General features: G+C 36.4%; 16 protein-coding genes and 1 tRNA gene. 7 read left to right on the top strand and 10 right to left on the bottom strand.

The annotated features are described in order from the left end of the window. Positions 1–399 precede the first annotated feature (399 nt). Positions 400–511: transfer RNA gene (locus K9M74_02790), tRNA-Gly, on the bottom strand. Positions 512–602: 91 nt separating this feature from the next. Here K9M74_02790 and K9M74_02795 point away from each other — a divergent pair. After that, a complete protein-coding gene (locus K9M74_02795) occupies positions 603–1,463 on the top strand; it encodes a hypothetical protein (protein ID MCF7798805.1) in 861 nt (286 codons plus the stop codon). Between the two features lie 62 nt (positions 1,464–1,525). Then, on the top strand, positions 1,526–1,822 hold the full coding sequence (locus tag K9M74_02800; GenBank protein MCF7798806.1) for a zinc ribbon domain-containing protein: 297 nt from the start codon (positions 1,526–1,528) through the stop codon (positions 1,820–1,822). On the opposite strand, the gene K9M74_02805 is transcribed toward K9M74_02800, so the two are convergent. Both K9M74_02805 and K9M74_02810 read right to left on the bottom strand, forming a co-directional pair. Further along, on the bottom strand, positions 1,817–2,707 hold the full coding sequence (locus K9M74_02805) for an NFACT RNA binding domain-containing protein (GenBank protein MCF7798807.1): 891 nt from the start codon (positions 2,705–2,707) through the stop codon (positions 1,817–1,819). The two genes, K9M74_02800 and K9M74_02805, sit on opposite strands and share 6 nt — an antisense overlap. Before the next feature lie 130 nt (positions 2,708–2,837). Then, entirely contained in the window at positions 2,838–3,290 is a 453-nt protein-coding gene (locus K9M74_02810; protein ID MCF7798808.1) for a hypothetical protein, read from the bottom strand. A gap of 124 nt (positions 3,291–3,414) precedes the next feature. Between K9M74_02810 and K9M74_02815 the strand changes: the two genes are divergently transcribed. Genes K9M74_02815 through K9M74_02830 form a run of 4 tightly spaced genes read left to right on the top strand, consistent with a single transcriptional unit; the run spans position 3,415 to position 7,883 of the window. Then, the gene (locus K9M74_02815) at positions 3,415–4,689 is read left to right on the top strand and encodes a glycosyltransferase family 2 protein (GenBank protein ID MCF7798809.1); all 1,275 of its coding nucleotides are present in this window, start codon (positions 3,415–3,417) and stop codon (positions 4,687–4,689) included. Next, the gene (locus tag K9M74_02820; protein MCF7798810.1) at positions 4,686–5,384 is read left to right on the top strand and encodes a conjugal transfer protein TraF; all 699 of its coding nucleotides are present in this window, start codon (positions 4,686–4,688) and stop codon (positions 5,382–5,384) included. Before K9M74_02815 ends, K9M74_02820 begins: the two co-directional genes overlap by 4 nt. A 31-nt stretch (positions 5,385–5,415) precedes the next feature. Continuing rightward, positions 5,416–6,474: a glycosyltransferase family 2 protein gene (locus K9M74_02825; protein ID MCF7798811.1), complete on the top strand. Its 1,059-nt coding sequence runs from the start codon at positions 5,416–5,418 to the stop codon at positions 6,472–6,474. Next, entirely contained in the window at positions 6,453–7,883 is a 1,431-nt protein-coding gene (locus tag K9M74_02830; protein ID MCF7798812.1) for a glycosyltransferase family 39 protein, read from the top strand. The genes K9M74_02825 and K9M74_02830 overlap by 22 nt, the downstream gene beginning before the upstream one ends. On the opposite strand, the gene dph5 is transcribed toward K9M74_02830, so the two are convergent. From dph5 to K9M74_02860, 6 genes are all read right to left on the bottom strand, one after another. Further along, positions 7,876–8,700: a diphthine synthase gene (gene dph5, locus K9M74_02835; protein ID MCF7798813.1), complete on the bottom strand. Its 825-nt coding sequence runs from the start codon at positions 8,698–8,700 to the stop codon at positions 7,876–7,878. The two genes, K9M74_02830 and dph5, sit on opposite strands and share 8 nt — an antisense overlap. 268 nt (positions 8,701–8,968) lie before the next feature. Further along, the gene (locus K9M74_02840) at positions 8,969–9,853 is read right to left on the bottom strand and encodes a hypothetical protein (protein ID MCF7798814.1); all 885 of its coding nucleotides are present in this window, start codon (positions 9,851–9,853) and stop codon (positions 8,969–8,971) included. A gap of 198 nt (positions 9,854–10,051) precedes the next feature. Next, a complete protein-coding gene (gene rpl12p, locus K9M74_02845) occupies positions 10,052–10,366 on the bottom strand; it encodes a 50S ribosomal protein P1 (GenBank protein MCF7798815.1) in 315 nt (104 codons plus the stop codon). 26 nt (positions 10,367–10,392) lie between these two features. Continuing rightward, positions 10,393–11,391 (bottom strand): 50S ribosomal protein L10, encoded by a 999-nt coding sequence (locus tag K9M74_02850; protein MCF7798816.1) that lies wholly within the window; start codon positions 11,389–11,391, stop codon positions 10,393–10,395. A 13-nt stretch (positions 11,392–11,404) separates the two neighbouring features. Next, positions 11,405–12,052: a 50S ribosomal protein L1 gene (locus K9M74_02855; protein MCF7798817.1), complete on the bottom strand. Its 648-nt coding sequence runs from the start codon at positions 12,050–12,052 to the stop codon at positions 11,405–11,407. Positions 12,053–12,477: 425 nt separating this feature from the next. Beyond that, entirely contained in the window at positions 12,478–13,029 is a 552-nt protein-coding gene (locus K9M74_02860) for a hypothetical protein (protein ID MCF7798818.1), read from the bottom strand. 308 nt (positions 13,030–13,337) lie between these two features. On the opposite strand from K9M74_02860, the gene K9M74_02865 reads away from it, so the two are divergent. Beyond that, positions 13,338–13,829 (top strand): hypothetical protein, encoded by a 492-nt coding sequence (locus tag K9M74_02865; protein ID MCF7798819.1) that lies wholly within the window; start codon positions 13,338–13,340, stop codon positions 13,827–13,829. A gap of 12 nt (positions 13,830–13,841) precedes the next feature. Here K9M74_02865 and pyrG read toward each other — a convergent pair whose 3' ends face one another. Then, positions 13,842–15,461: a CTP synthase (glutamine hydrolyzing) gene (pyrG, locus tag K9M74_02870; protein ID MCF7798820.1), complete on the bottom strand. Its 1,620-nt coding sequence runs from the start codon at positions 15,459–15,461 to the stop codon at positions 13,842–13,844. Positions 15,462–15,509 lie beyond the last annotated feature (48 nt).

Below are 15,509 nucleotides of genomic sequence, written 5' to 3' on the forward strand. Positions count from 1 at the left end.
CATGATATTTCATGCCTGAAGCATGAAAAACTTTAATAACTTGCTTGTGTAAACTAACTTCATACTGACCGGAAATTTCTGTCTGAACCATAGTAATTTCTTGTCAGTATACATATTTATACCTTTTTGAACAACGCCGGTTTTTGATGCTTAGAATAAGACAAAGTAAAAAGAGTGAGCCTGGGGGGACGTTCACAACAGCTGCCGGCGTACTGCACGCTGGATGACAGTCTGCTGATTTGAACCCCCGACCACCAGCTCTCTTGGAGCAAACATCCCTTACTTTGCGAGATGCCGTCATATAAGACTGGCGCTCAACCAGACTAAGCTACAGGCTCAACTAATAAAAAAAGAGCCGAAGTCCGTTTATAAAAGATGCGGTTGGGGAAAAAGAATGAATGCGACGACTGGGAATCGAACCCAGGCCGAAGCCTCTTTGCGGGTGCAAAAAACGCGTTAGAGTTTTTAAGCACCTTGGCAAGGCCCCATTGTACCATTCAACCACCGTCGCATAAATGTTGAACTTTTAGGAAGTAAAGATGTATGGTTTTTAAACGTTACGTTATCGTATGATTTAAATAGGAGGTTTTGTTGAGAATATTATGCAAACAGAGAGATATAAACAAGTTGAAAGTGTTCTTATCAAAAGAGGCTTTGGAAACTTACTAGGCGTTGCATCAAACAAGGAAACGCATAAACAATCTCCTCAAGATAGATTAAAAATTGTTCTTGAAGAACTTGGAGGAGGATTTGTGCTTCTTGGACAACTACTCAAATTTAGAGTTGATCTCATTCCTACAGACTATTGTAAAGCATTAGCAAGGTTACGAGATAAAGGAACGCCAATAGCATACAAAGAATTTGAAGAAGAACTTGCAAAGCAATATACCAGACCTCTTGAAACAATTTTTTCAAATATCATCACAAAACCACTTCTTGTTGATGTAGTTTCCCAAACTCACGAAGCAACACTTGTTAACGGCGATAAGGTTCATGTTAAAATAATTAAACCTAAATCAAAAATTCTTATTAAAGAAGACATTACAATTCTTAAGTATCTAGCAAAGAAAATAAAACTACCATTAGATACCACTTACATCATTAAAGAACTTGAAGATTACGTCAAAAATAAATCTAATTTAGAACTTGAAGAAACATTTCTTTCTCATAGTGGAAAATACGCGAGTAGCTATATACCTCAAGTTGTAAGCACTATTAGTCATAAGAAAGTTATTGTTATTAGACACCTGAAAAAAAGACCTGTTGAAGACATGAAAAAACAAATGACAAAAATTCAAGGAGATGTTAATTTCATTCAAGGAGAATTCATTATCTCGTTTATTGGACTTTTCTTTGTTGCAATCGGTCTATTTTTACCTGAGCCACTAAATAAAGTTTTTTTATACTTTAGCATTGCTTGCTTTGTCCTCGTCTTTATTTTCCTTGCTCAACATCAAAAATAAACAGCATCAATGGATGCATCTGTTTATCTCCAAAAGATAAATCCGCACGTACAACGCCCAAAATGAACGTCGCCACATCAATTATTATAACGCTCTTGAGCACAGCAGTGATTTTTGTACTTCTCTATATCCTCTTAATGCCTTCATCGCTGCAAGTTCCCAAACGAGAAGAACGAATATGTCCTCGATGCAAACACCAAAACTACAAAATGGTTGGCGCAAGTAATAGTGGTGTTGGACTTATTCTTGGCATTGGCAATCCACATTATTTATGTAATAACTGCGGCTTTCGAGGGGTCTTTCCCATTATTGATGAAGATCAACGCATAATTAAACAAAAACCACCTAAAGAATTATAACTCGTTTTTTCTCTTACGTATTTTTTTTACTTGACAACCACCTGAAGGAAGAACTCTAATAATTGCATCAAGAGAAACATGTGCTTGCTCATGCTGCACAAAGAAATTTCTTATTTGTTTTGCAATTACACTAGCTTTTTCTTTTCCTTGTTCAATTTCAATAACCTGTTTGCAATGATGACGAACAGCTGCAGTTGGGCCTGCAAGCACAACTACTCGCTCATCAACATCAGTTGTTGTTAGTAAACCCATCGCAAAACTAATAGAGGCATCAATATAATTTGTTTTCCCACGAATCATAAAAGAACCTTTAGCAAGAAATTCTCCAGAATTCGCATCTTTAGTTACTTGTTCAGGCTTGACGTGAAATACTGCCGCAGTTCCCATACCTAATTTCCAAGCGCGAGCATAATCAAGAACAAAACTTCCCGCTTCGGTTATGGATTGATTCGTTGGCTCTTGGGGATACTCCTTATCGTCAAGGCCAATACCAAAAAACTGCTCCACGTCTTTTTTATTTTTCTTAATAATTGCAAAAGGAGAACCAGCCATATCCGTATGCAAAACAACATCATCTTTTTCTGTATGTTTTTTAATGAGTATTTCATTTGTTGTTGCATCACGACCACCAATAAGCAAAAAACCTTCACTAGAAATAGACCAACGAAATTTTTCAAACCAAAATTTTTGTTTATCTTCAACACGTTTAATAGATGATACAAACTCACTACTTGCTAAATCATCTTCCACCCCATCCTTTTTTTCTGCAAACTCAGCCAACGTCTTTTCAACGCCACGAATTTTCTTTTTAGCTCTTTTTGCCTCTTCAAAATAGACTGCCGCATTTTCCTCAACAGACTTTGTAATAGACAGAGCAATTTTCATAATGATAAAAGGTGCTTACCACATATAAATGTTGCGAGAAATGAGTTTTATGAAAAAATAAACATCTCGTGCCGCCTAAAAGTATATTTAATTTAATAACTAGTTATGACCATACGTACACACCTTAAAACTAACAAGAAGGAAGAGTTTCTTGCACGTAACTAGTAGCGCACTGAACATACTCACCAGTACCATCATCAATTAAAGGAACAAGCTCTAGCTTAAACGCACCACCATCATACACGTATGGTCGCTCTTGCTCAACTGTTTCTCCAGGAATAATCTTGCCTTGACTTAACGTTGTTGACGTTTCACCATACGCATCAACAATAATTAATTTTACTTTTTGTATAGATTCATCGCCAATATTTTTTACAGAAAACATCAATTTTGTATCAGCAATGCACACACCAGATTCGCTATCAAGCGCGATGGATTCACAAAGAGCAGTCTTTCCAAGTTCATCTTCAGGCGCGACACCCGCGCTCCAATTCATAATCATAGCGCCAAGTGCTACAGCAAATGCGATGAGCAGTACTGTTGCAATAAGTGGAGACATTCCTTTTTTGGATGCAAAAACCATATGGTAGATACACTTTTAAGCAGTATTTAAAGCTTTTGTAATGAACGAGACCATTCTTGAGTAACAAAATCATTTATAAATACATTCCGCTAAGCTTTTAAACCGGTTTCATTTCACGCAACCCATGTTAAGTTTTGGAGATATCCTTATTTACGTAGCAACATTTTTTGGGCTATTCACCTCTATTTATTTTTTTATCACACTCATAGAACGTCGATCAAATTTGCATCAAGGAGAAACAAAAAAATACCAACCAGTAACTATTTGCATACCTTGTTATAATGAAGAACTTACTCTAGAAAAAACACTTGAATCACTTGTTGCACTAGACTACGATAAAAAACAACTTGAAATAATTATTGTAGATGATGGTAGTAAAGATAAAACATACAAAATAGCAAAACAATTTGCCAAACAACACCCCGCAAGTGATATCAAAGTCTTTCGAAAAGAAAACGGCGGAAAATATACTGCACTTAACTTTGCCCTTACAAAAGCACGAGGAAGATTCTTTGGAGCACTTGATGCAGATAGTTTTGTTGATCCTAAAGCCCTTCGGCGAATTATGAAATTCTTTGAAGACAAAAAAGTTGCTATTGTTACACCATCAATGAAAATCTATAAACCAAAAGGAATACTCAGACGCATACAAGCAATTGAATACCTTATGGGAATTTTCTTGCGCAAGGTGTTTGCAGAACTTGGCAGCATACACGTTACACCAGGACCATTTAGTATTTACCGAATGGAAGTCTTTGAAAAATATGGTCCATACAAAAAAGCATATCATACTGAAGACATAGAAATATCTCTGCGCGCACAAACACACCATCTAGTCATTGAAAACAGCGTTGATGCATTCGTCTACACCGTTGGACCAAAAACATTTAAAACACTCTACAAACAACGACTTCGTTGGTATCATGGATTTATCAGAAATGTTCTTGATTACAAACAAGTATTCACCAAACAACACGGCAACCTTGGACTTTTTATTCTACCCGCAAGTTTTATCTCAGTTTTCTTACTCATCACCATTATTACCTATGTCCTTATCACAAGACTAAGCAATATACGAGAAACATTGCAAAGTTGGACTGCGATTAACTTTGATTTTAGCACATGGGAATGGTTTAATTTTGATACCTTCTTTTTGAACACGTCAGGACCTGCAATGGTTGGTATCATCGCGTTATTATTTACTATAAGTATCATTGTTATTGCAAAAATAATTAGTAAAGAGAAAAAGCCAATATTCTACTCATATATTTTTTTTGCATTATTTTACGCGCCTTTGTACGCCTTTTGGTGGCTCGTATCTATTTGGTATGTTCTTTTTACCAAAGATAAAGTACAATGGGGACATAAATCAGAAAATAAAAATGAGGCAACATCATGAAACGAAAAAAAATATCCATACAAAAAACAACAATTGTATTATTATTAACCATTGTTATTTTTTCATCGGGCGTTCTTATTGGAAATCATAACACTAATAAAAAATTTCTTAATATCGTTGAACTCGGCGATGAACTTAGATTAGAAACACTCGGCATTGAAGTTGAATATGATATATTAGCAGAAAACATCTGTGAAAATGAAGAAGCACTCTTTCTTACAACAGAACTTTTTGATCTTGCTGAAAAATTAGACTTTATGGAAAACGAATTAGGAAGCAATAGCGATCAAGTTATTCAACTTAAAAAACAATATTTTATTCTTGAAGCAAGACATTGGATGCTCGCAAAAAATCGCTTAGAAAATTGTTTGGAAAATGATAAAGGCATTAACAACACAGTGGTTCTTTATTTTTACTCTAACCAAGGAGATTGTCCACGATGTCAACAACAAGGAGCGGTGCTTACCTACCTACATAAAAAATATCCTGGTATGAAAGTGTATTCTTTTGATATTAATATCGATAGCCCTGTAGTAAATGTCCTTAAACAACTTTATGACATCACAACAACACCTGGTCTAGTTATTAATGATGAAACACATGAAGGATATATGGATGCAGATACATTTATTACCTTTGTAACCAACCAACAAAAAACGCAAGTCAGTCAAAATATAATGGAGCAAATTGTCTAAATCGAGAGCTTAAGAAAAAACAATAGAAAATATGTTATCAATCATCCTACCCACCTACAACGAACGAGAAAGTGTTCTTACTACTATTGCGGCTATTCGTAAATATATTCCACAAGAACAACCATACGAAATTATTGTGAGTGACGATAACTCTCCAGATAAAACATGGAAACTCATTAAAGAAACATTTGCAAAAGATAAACAAGTATGGTGTCTTCGGCGAATGAAAAATAAAGGATTAAGTCCTGCAGTTATTGATGCCTTTAAACATGCAAAAGGAGATATCTTCTTAGTTACCGATGCAGATGGACAACATGACGAAACCATCATTCCTCATATGCTTGCTGCAATTAAGAAAGCTGATGCAGTCAGCGGGACACGATTTAAAAAAGGAGGCTCTGTAAAAGGGTGGTCTGCTAAGCGAATTCTTATGAGTAAAACAGCAGCAGCACTATCACAACCATTCTTAAAACAAAAAATAAGTGACCCTATGAGCGGTTTTTTCATGATACGACGCAAAGCCTTTGAACACGTAAAAGAAAAGATCAATCCAAAAGGATATAAAATTTATTTAGAAATATTATTTGCCAATAAGAACTTACAAGTTAAAGAAATCCCCTATAAATTTAAAACAAGAAAAAAAGGAGCGAGTAAACTTGGCAGTAAAGTCATTGTTGAATATTTAATCATGCTTGCTAAACAATTCTTTAAAGGAAAATTTTTCAAATTTTGTGTCGTTGGTGGCAGCGGCGTCATTGTTAATATGAGTCTACTTTATACATTAACCGAATTCGGAGGACTTTATTATTTACTCTCAGCAGCAATTGCAATAGAAATATCTATTATCACAAACTTTTTACTAAATAATTTCTGGACATGGAAAAAGCAGAATACAAAACATTCATTCTGGCAAAAAATGCTGCGATTTAATCTCGTTTCACTTATTGCGCTAATAGTAAATATGGGCTTGCTCTTTGCTTTCACAGAACTTATTGGTCTTTGGTATATTATTTCAAACTTGATGGGAATTCTCGCCGCAACAATTATTAATTACGCACTCAATGACAAATGGACATTTCAAGAAAAATGAAAAAACATGAAATGAAATCAAAAACCAATTGGTTTTTTCAACATAAATATCTTATTATACTCCTTGTAGTTATTGCAGGAATATACTTACTGCAACTCGCCCTTTCCCATCATCTTATCTGGGATGAATATGTCTACCTTTCTAATGCGCGATCACATTTAGGAGATGCACATTTCACCGAAGACTTCAGGTTTCCTTTGTTAGAATATTTTATTAGTGGTGTGTGGGCAATCACTGGAGAATCTGTTTTGCTTGCACAACTGCTCATGATAGTTTTTTCACTCTTTAGCGTGTTTGGTGTGTATCTGCTTTCCCAAGAATTTACAACAAATAAACTTTGGCACTACATTGCAACTGGATTTTTTGGACTGAGTAATGTTATGCTCTTTTGGAGTTTTCGAGTCTACACAGATATCCCTGCAATGTGCGCAATGATTTTCTCAGTTTATTTTTTTATGAAAGGAATACAAGCTCAGAAAAAGAGAAGCAATAAGCTTCTTTTTGTTGCAGGAGTCTTTGCAGCGTTGTCTTTCTTATTTCGCTTTCCCATCATTCTATTTATTTTACCACTAGGCGTTATTTTCCTCATCAAAAAAAAATATCCCCAATGGATAGCGTTTGGGCTGGGAGGTCTAATGCCATTACTTCCATGGCTAGGTTATAATTTAATAACATATGGTAATCCTGTCTGGGATTTGTTTGCACAAGGAGGCGCGGTTTCAAGCTACACTACTTGGCAACCAGCGAGTTTACTTCTTTTAGAAATTATCAGAACATTTGGTCTTACATTAGTATTACTCATCCCTTTTGTTATCAAATGGTATAAAGAAAAAAAAGACTACAACCTGTGGCTGCTGATATCCCTTTTCACGGCACAACTAGCATTCTATCTTTTCATTGTTCGATTAAAACTACAACGATATGAACTTATGTTCTTACCATTCCTCTTGCTTATTATTATACTTGGAGCAGAATATCTTACTATGCATAGCGCAATTAAACATAAGAAAAAAATAGTAATAAGCATTATTCTTGCAGTAATTTTTCTACAAATTATTGGAGGAGGAATAGCCAGCATACAACAAGCAAAAGAAAAAGCATACTGCGAAAAAAATGGAGCACTCCAACAATCCATTCAATACGCAACAGAATATATTCCGTCTGCTGACGTGATAAGCTCAAATGACTGGCCAGCCTACGGCTTTTACGGCAACCACTATGTGACTAGCACCTGGACTGCGAATATAACCCAACTCATCGCAGAAAGCGGTAGTAATTGGATTGCGTATGTTGCAAACAGCGGATTGGAAATTAATCAAGAAAAATTGAATAAACACCCCCGACTTGAAAAAGAAATTTCCTTTGTTGATAAATGCAATAAAGAAATTACGTTCTACAAAGTTATTTAAGTTTAAATTCTTCTAAAACTTCTTCTTCAACAATCTGCAGTTTACTAGGAATAATCAATGAATGTAAAGGAGCGCCAAAATCAACATCTTTAAGTTGCTTAATAGTACCTGCAACAATTTTTGCATCTGGATGACCAAGTCTTGCTATGCCAATTGCTAATGTGTCTTCTAAGAGAACGTTTTCACCAGCAGTATTTTCTAAATGCATCAATACATCAAGTGCTTCAGAGATGTTCATGAAACGTGGCGGTTGAGGTTTAATCAGTTTTCCAGGCTGAGCGCGCAGGAGGTCATCTCTACATGGTTCTGCAACTTTAATATCTAGAAGGCATAAAGTATGCAAGCCCATAGCTTTGTTGTTTTTAATGACATCATAAGGCGTGTTTGGATACCAACCAGCATCAGGAAACACAATGCTCGTTGTTTTCCCAAATTTATATAGTTCTAAACCAGTTAAGCCAATCGCATTCATAATGGAGGCGTTAAAAACAACTTCAGTAGTTACCTTTGCTTGTTTTGCTCTAAAAAGGAGGTCGGCGTGTGTTGTTGCACCAAATACATCTCCAACAACCAGAAGCGCCACATCTTGGTCTTTAGCAAGTTCTATGAGAAGCTCTTCAGCTTGTTTTTCTATCACATCACGAGGCGCAACAAGGACTTCTCTGCCGTAGAGTGCCTCAAGCTTTGCTTTATCCACACCAAGAACAGACGTATAATATTCTAAATAAACGATGTCGCATTTTTTAACAATTTCAAGTCCTCGAAGCGTGATGTCTTTTTCATCATACAGACCAAGACCGATTAAATATAGTGTCATTTATTTTACCCGTAACATTAATGGACTTCGAACGTATTCGAAGCGTCATAAGAGAAAAGAAGAACGAAGAAATATATAAAATAAGAGGAAAAAGAAAAGAAAAAAAATAAACAATTACTTGTTCATTGCTTTTTGAAAGACAAGAAGATCTTCAGTAGTGAGCTTTTTACCCGGCCATTCGTGCATAGGCGAGCGTAGTATGTTTCGCTAACACTCAAGCATACAAAAAAGTGGAAAAAAAAGAATAAAAGAAAAAGTAAGAAAAAAATTATCTGTTCATTGCTTTTTGAAAGACAAGAAGATCTTCAGTAGTGAGCTTCTTACCAGTCTTCACTTTTTCATCGACTTCTTTTGCTCGTTCTTTGATAGCTTTTTGCTCGACCTTTTTCTTGTCCTCTTCAATTTGCACGTTATGAGTTTCTAAAACGCCTTTTACCGCATCAAGTTCTTTTAAAAGTTCTTTAAGAACAGTATTTTTTTCAGTGAAGAGTTCTTTATACTCTTTGAATTTTTCAAACGCAGCTTGCTCTTCTTTTTTGAGCTCATCAATCTCACCAGATCGTTCAACTAAAGCTTCGTGTTTATCCTGAGAAGACTTAGCATTATCTTGAATTTTTCGATGAGCAGCATTTGCTTTTCTTTTAAGTTTAGAAATATCACGAGTTAAATTTTTTACTTTATCCCAATCACCAGTAACACTACTAACTTCGACATATTGTTTTTTGAGTGTTTTTAATTCTTTCATGAGCTTTTGTTCTTTATCAAAACTCATAGGTTGCGTTTCCATGGTGTATTCCATCTTCTCAATTTTTTTCTTGAGCATAGACGGACTTTCTTTTACTTGATGTTTTGCAGTTGCTTTATCAAAATTCTTTTTGAGCTCGTTAAGCTCTTTAGATTTTTGTGAAACTTCTTTATTTAAAGTATCACGTTCTGTTTTGAGATCTTTCACTTGCTCAGTAATTTCATTACGTTTATCTTTAGAACCTTTCACGCCAGAAATAAGATTACTAATCTGCTTGTTTATCTCTCCACGCTTAGCAAACCAAGACTCCTTCTCACGATTGAGTTTGTTTAACTCTTTTTTAAGAGTGCTCACCTCAACGCGGAGGTTCTTTAATTTTTGCATGTATTCTTTAACATCATCAGACATGATAACTTCAACCTACTTTACTACATCAATAAATGTTCGAACGCGAGAAAATAAAATTCATTTTCGGCGCGTATGAAAACTTTGAATTCCTTTTAAATAAACTATTTCAAGCACACTACACAACAAATAAAAAAAATAAAAAAAAGGAAACTATTCGCACGTAGAAGTTAAAACTTCTTTATGCAAACAATTGTTTTTCTATCCGAAAAGTGCGCCTAAACCAGCTGCTGCTGCTTCATCGTTTTTCTTTTCTTCTTTTTTATCGTCCTTTTTTTCTTCTGCTGCAGGTGCTGCGTCGCCTCCTGCTGCTGGTGCGCTAGCTGCTACAGGAGCTGCAACTGCTGCTTTACTAATAGCATCGTCAATATCAACACCATCAAGTGCTGCTACTAAAGCTTTAACACGACCATCATCAACTGTAACCCCTGCTGCTTCTAAAACTTTTTTTACTGCAGCTTCGTCAACTTTTTGTCCTGCTTTATGCAGGAGCATTGCGGCATAAATGTATTCCATTTGTTTTCACCTATAATTTGTTATCATTAACCAAAGAGAGCGCCAAGACCTGCTGCGGCATCAGGCTCATCTTTTTTATCGTCTTTCTTTTCCTCAGGCATATCGTCTTCCGGAGCAACTTGCGTTGCTTGAACAACAGGTATCGCTGCTTGCGCGCCTTTCAAATCCGCACTTAATGCTTCATCAGGCAACATTGTTACAACACCCATCATTTGGTTGTGTGCTTTAGCCAAGGTATCGCCAACCGTAAGGTCAGTTAAAATATCCTCACTAATAGCTAATGCTTTTGCATCGGCAAACGCATTTTGAATAAGAACAGGTGTCGTCTCAGTTGTCGGAAACGCGCTATGTATAGCCAGGTTAAACGCCCAACTTGCAGCGGTTGTTACATCTGAGATGTACTGATCTTCATCAATATCAAGTACAGCTTTAGTTAAAACTTCTCCATTTTCACAGACAGCTGTTAAGTCAAGTCCAATTTCCATAGGTTCAATACCTAGTCGAGTTAAAAGACCGGCAAGTGTTTGACTTACTTCATCGCCTTCTTTTGCTACGACTGCATCAGCCTTAATTGCAACTTTACCACCATCAATCCCTGCTTTAATGCCAACTGAACCAAGTTCGCCAATCACAGGACCAGGAGCAAAACTTGTTGGACCAGCAGGAACAATAATATCATTTGGCGCAATTTGACCGCCTTTAATTCCTGTTTTTGATTTATTTTTCTTTAATGTCTTAAAAAGGGTGAATGGGCTGCTATTTGTAAATAATAAAGCAGGCATACCTTTTAGGTGAGGAAGTAGTTCAACAACACCTTGTTTTTTAGATTGTTCTAAAGCAACCTTAAGTAAACGACGTTTACTCATTTTAATAAGAACAGTATCTCTTAATTGTACACGCATGTTATGAAGCTGTTTTGCAGGAAGATTTTCCATATTAACAGCACCAATTACATCGTATTTGTCAATGAGATCAGCGAACTCTTTGACGACATTTTTTTTTGCTTCGGAAATATGATTGCTCATTTTATTTTTTCACCTAAAGTCGAACAGGTTTACCCATTGTTAATTTGAGGATAGTTCCTCGAACGTTATGCCGTTCTTTTGGTAAGTGATGTTCAATTTGACTATACAAATAATCAATATTTTCTGCAAGATCAACATCAGTCATATCAAGCTTTCCAACAGGAAGTTGAATTACGGGGAATTTTTTTGCAGAAATTTTAATAGTATTTTGGAGTCTATCATATAACGGTTGAAGTGATGCTTTTGGGGGCACAACACAACCAGCTTTTGGATTTGGCATTTTTCCTCGTGGACCGAAGATTCGACCAAAAACACCCGCAATTTGACCCATGATATTTGCTTGTGCAATGAAATAGGCGTATTCATCAGCTAATTTTTTTGCTGCTTTTTTATCAGCCTTATATTTGTCAAGATCGCCTTGCGTAATTACAAAGTCGCAGACCTTTTTTGCTTCATCAACAAGTTCTCCACCAACGATTGCACAAATTTTCTTTTTAGTAAAACCATGTGGCAAAGTCGTGAAGAACTCAACTTGTTCGTCAGGGTTTTTCAGATTAAGATCTTTAAGATTGACAATTAATTCAACGGTTTGTGTGAATTTTCGCTCTTTAGCGTCTGCTCGAAGTGATTTGAGCGTTTCTACGATTTGTTTTTTATCCATTGTAACTTTTCAGCCTCCTATGCAAAGATAGTGTTGACGATAACGGAATCATAAAAATCAAACGATTTTTAGGATGCCAAAAATTCCAAAAGGATTTTTTAGCATGAATACAGCAGAACTAGGAATAGACCTTGTTTGCCGCATCAATTAAGCCCGTGCCACGAAACTTGTCTAGCAAGCCCGTGTGATACGTCTAACGGTTGTAGCAGCAAGGAAACCGGTTTGCTTTATAAAGGTTGCTGTAAACGCAATCAAATAAGTTTTCGCTCGACTTTTTTCTCAGGCAACCATACATCAAGAATCGCTAGCAAAGATTCATTAAAAAAATTGCCCGGATTAAGACAAAGCGTTTTACCTAATGTATATTTATACGAACCACCCATACGAATCGTTTCATGAATATGACCATGCAAAGACAATAGGGGTTACAATTTCTCAATTGCATTACGAACGCCAATACTACCTACATGCACGTTTCGTTTATCAATATCTAATTGCGTGTTGTATGGCGGTGCATGCGTAACTAAAATAAGATTATTTGCATCGTTAACTTTTGTAATAATATCATTCTCTATAGAATCAGTACGGTTTTCTAAAGAAATAGCTGTAGAAACTAAACCATTTTTAGTTGATTGTACACCATTTAAAACAAAAGGATTTCTATATGTTTCTTCCAATACATCATGAGAATCAACTTTCTCCCAATCTTTGAATTTGAAAGGCGTTATTGGAACAGTAGTATAGCCAAAAATAGAAAAATTATCGAACGGCACGACTCTCTCATTCACATACTCCCATAGCCGTCCGTTGTGTTGCTCTAAAATATCTTCATTTGCCTTAAAATCATCATTGCCAAAAATCAAGAAAAGTTTACAATCAGAAGATTTCTTAAACTCTTGAATTAAAAGAATGAGCTCTTCTTCCAAAAATTTTGCTTGTAGCTCAGGTGTTCTTTTTTCAGGCTCTTTGGGCGTCAAATCGCCCGCAATAAGAATTGCATGTACAGCCTCCTATTTAGCATATTCCAAAAGTTTTCTGAATTGAGCCATATTGCTGTGTAAATCAGCTGTACCAGGAATCGTTGAGCCATAACCCTTTCTTACACCAACGCAATATAAAGCTTAGTATTCATTCTTTTACTACTTTTTAGTGACTATAAACAGAAAAGTTTAAATAGTTCAAAAACAATAATTTATTAGTAGTCGCAAATCAACAAACGACTACCTACAAAACACAACGTATCTACACGCAAAAATCGCCTATCTCTGCAAAAGGAAATTGAATCATGACAAAAAAAACACGCACAAACGAAAGCATTTATGCACACATGAACCATTGGCAAAAACAATATGATAACGCTGTTGCTAGTTGGGACGGTAAAACATACATCGCCGCATGCAACGAGCTTGGACGAGATCCAACAGAAGTACCCGATCTCTACGAAGAAGGGCAAATTCAAATCAGCCTTGAAGAACGAATTACATCCACGCAAACGCCAGCGCGCCAAAATAAAAACCGACACGCAGCCACAAGACAACCAGACAACACATCAACAAACACTAACCCTCAAGAAAAATACTTTGCACAACTTAGCAAACAAGGAGATTCAACTCGCGTGCAAGACTATATTGCCCAACGAAATCTTATTAACAAATGCTTTCCAGGACGATTCGGAGAAGATGAAGGACAAATAAATCTTAATGATAAAACCCCTGGTCAAGTCAATAAAATTTATCGAGAACTTAGCCAGCACTACATTAAAAAATACAAGCTGTAAAGTTCACCACCATTACTTCTTTTTTGCTGCTGCAATTAAACCAACAAATAACGGTGCAGGGCATTCCAGACTACTTTTTAATTCTGGATGCGCTTGCGTTGCCATAAAGAACGAATGGTTAGGAAGCTCGATAAATTCTACAAGTCGCTTATCAGGACTTAAACCGCAAAGACAAAGACCGTTTTTCTTTAAGGCTTCATGATACTCCGGATTAACTTCATAGCGATGTCGATGTCTTTCACTGACAACAGTCTCGCTGTGTTCAGAATTCCGTCCAGTTCCACCATAAAGCCGTGTTACCTGCGCATCTTTATTTAAAATTGCAGGATAAGCGCCAAGACGAAGCGTACCACCCAGTTCTTTTACATCCTTTTTATCAGGTAAAATATCTACAATAGGTGTTGTCGTTTTCGGATTTACTTCCGTTGTATGCGCATCTTTTTTACCAACAACATTTCGCATAAACTCAATAACAGCAAGTTGTAAACCATAACATAAACCCAAATAAGGAATGTTATTTTCTCGACAATACTGCACCACATTAATTTTTCCTTCAATACCACGAGAACCAAAACCACCTGGCACAATAACCGCACCACAATCAGCTAACAACTTTGCAGCGTCCTGAGAACTGTTCACTGCTTCTGTATCTATCCAAGAAATAGTAATAGCAACATCATTTGCCGCACCGGAATGACGAAGCGCTTCAACAACGGACGCATAGGAATCTTCAAGCGCTGTGTATTTACCACAAATAGCAACATTCACTTCTTGTTTAGTATCATGCATTCTTGCAACAAGCGATGTCCAAATATCCAGATTAGGTTTCGCTTGCAGCTTTAATTCTTCATTCAAATGATTAAGAATGCCTTGCTTATAATACAACAAAGGAATTTTATAGACGTTGTCAACATCAACCGCGCTAATCACAGCACTAGCTTCCACATTACAAAAGGTTGCAATTTTCTTTTTGATATTTTCTGTAATTGGTTCTCTACAACGAGGAAGAATGAGTGTTGGTGAAATACCTCGCTCCATTAACAACTTCACCGATTGCTGTGTCGGTTTTGATTTTTGCTCGTTCACACCACCAGGAATAGGCACGTATGTTAAATGTACAAAACACACATTATTTTTTCCCTCATCAGCTCGAAGTTGTCGTGCTGCTTCAAGATATAATTCATTTTCCATATCGCCAACAGTGCCGCCAACTTCTATCAAGCAAACATCTGCGGCCTGCTTTTCGGCGACCCGTCTCCACCAATCAACAATATGGCCTGATGCATGCGGAACAAGCTGAACTGTTTTACCTAAGAATTTTCCTTCACGCTCAGCTTCATGTAACTCATGGAAAACTTTACCCATTGTCAAGTTTTGCCTGCCTGTGCAAGTAGTTTTAAGAAAACGCTCATAATGACCAAAATCCATATCCACTTCAGTACCATCATCAAGTACGAAGACTTCTCCGTGCTCCACCGGATTCATGGTTCCCGGATCAACATTTAAGTACCCATCACATTTGATAGGAACTACTTTGTAATCATAAGACAGAAGATGACCAATCGAAGCTGTTGCAATACCTTTTCCTAAACCAGAAAGAACCCCACCGGTTACAATAATATATTTTACCATAATGGGATTATTACATCCATTTGATTTTATTTAAAGATTCAGGTACTC

The organism is Candidatus Woesearchaeota archaeon (assembly GCA_021734105.1).
Lineage (GTDB): Archaea > Nanobdellota > Nanobdellia > Woesearchaeales > SKGA01 > SKGA01.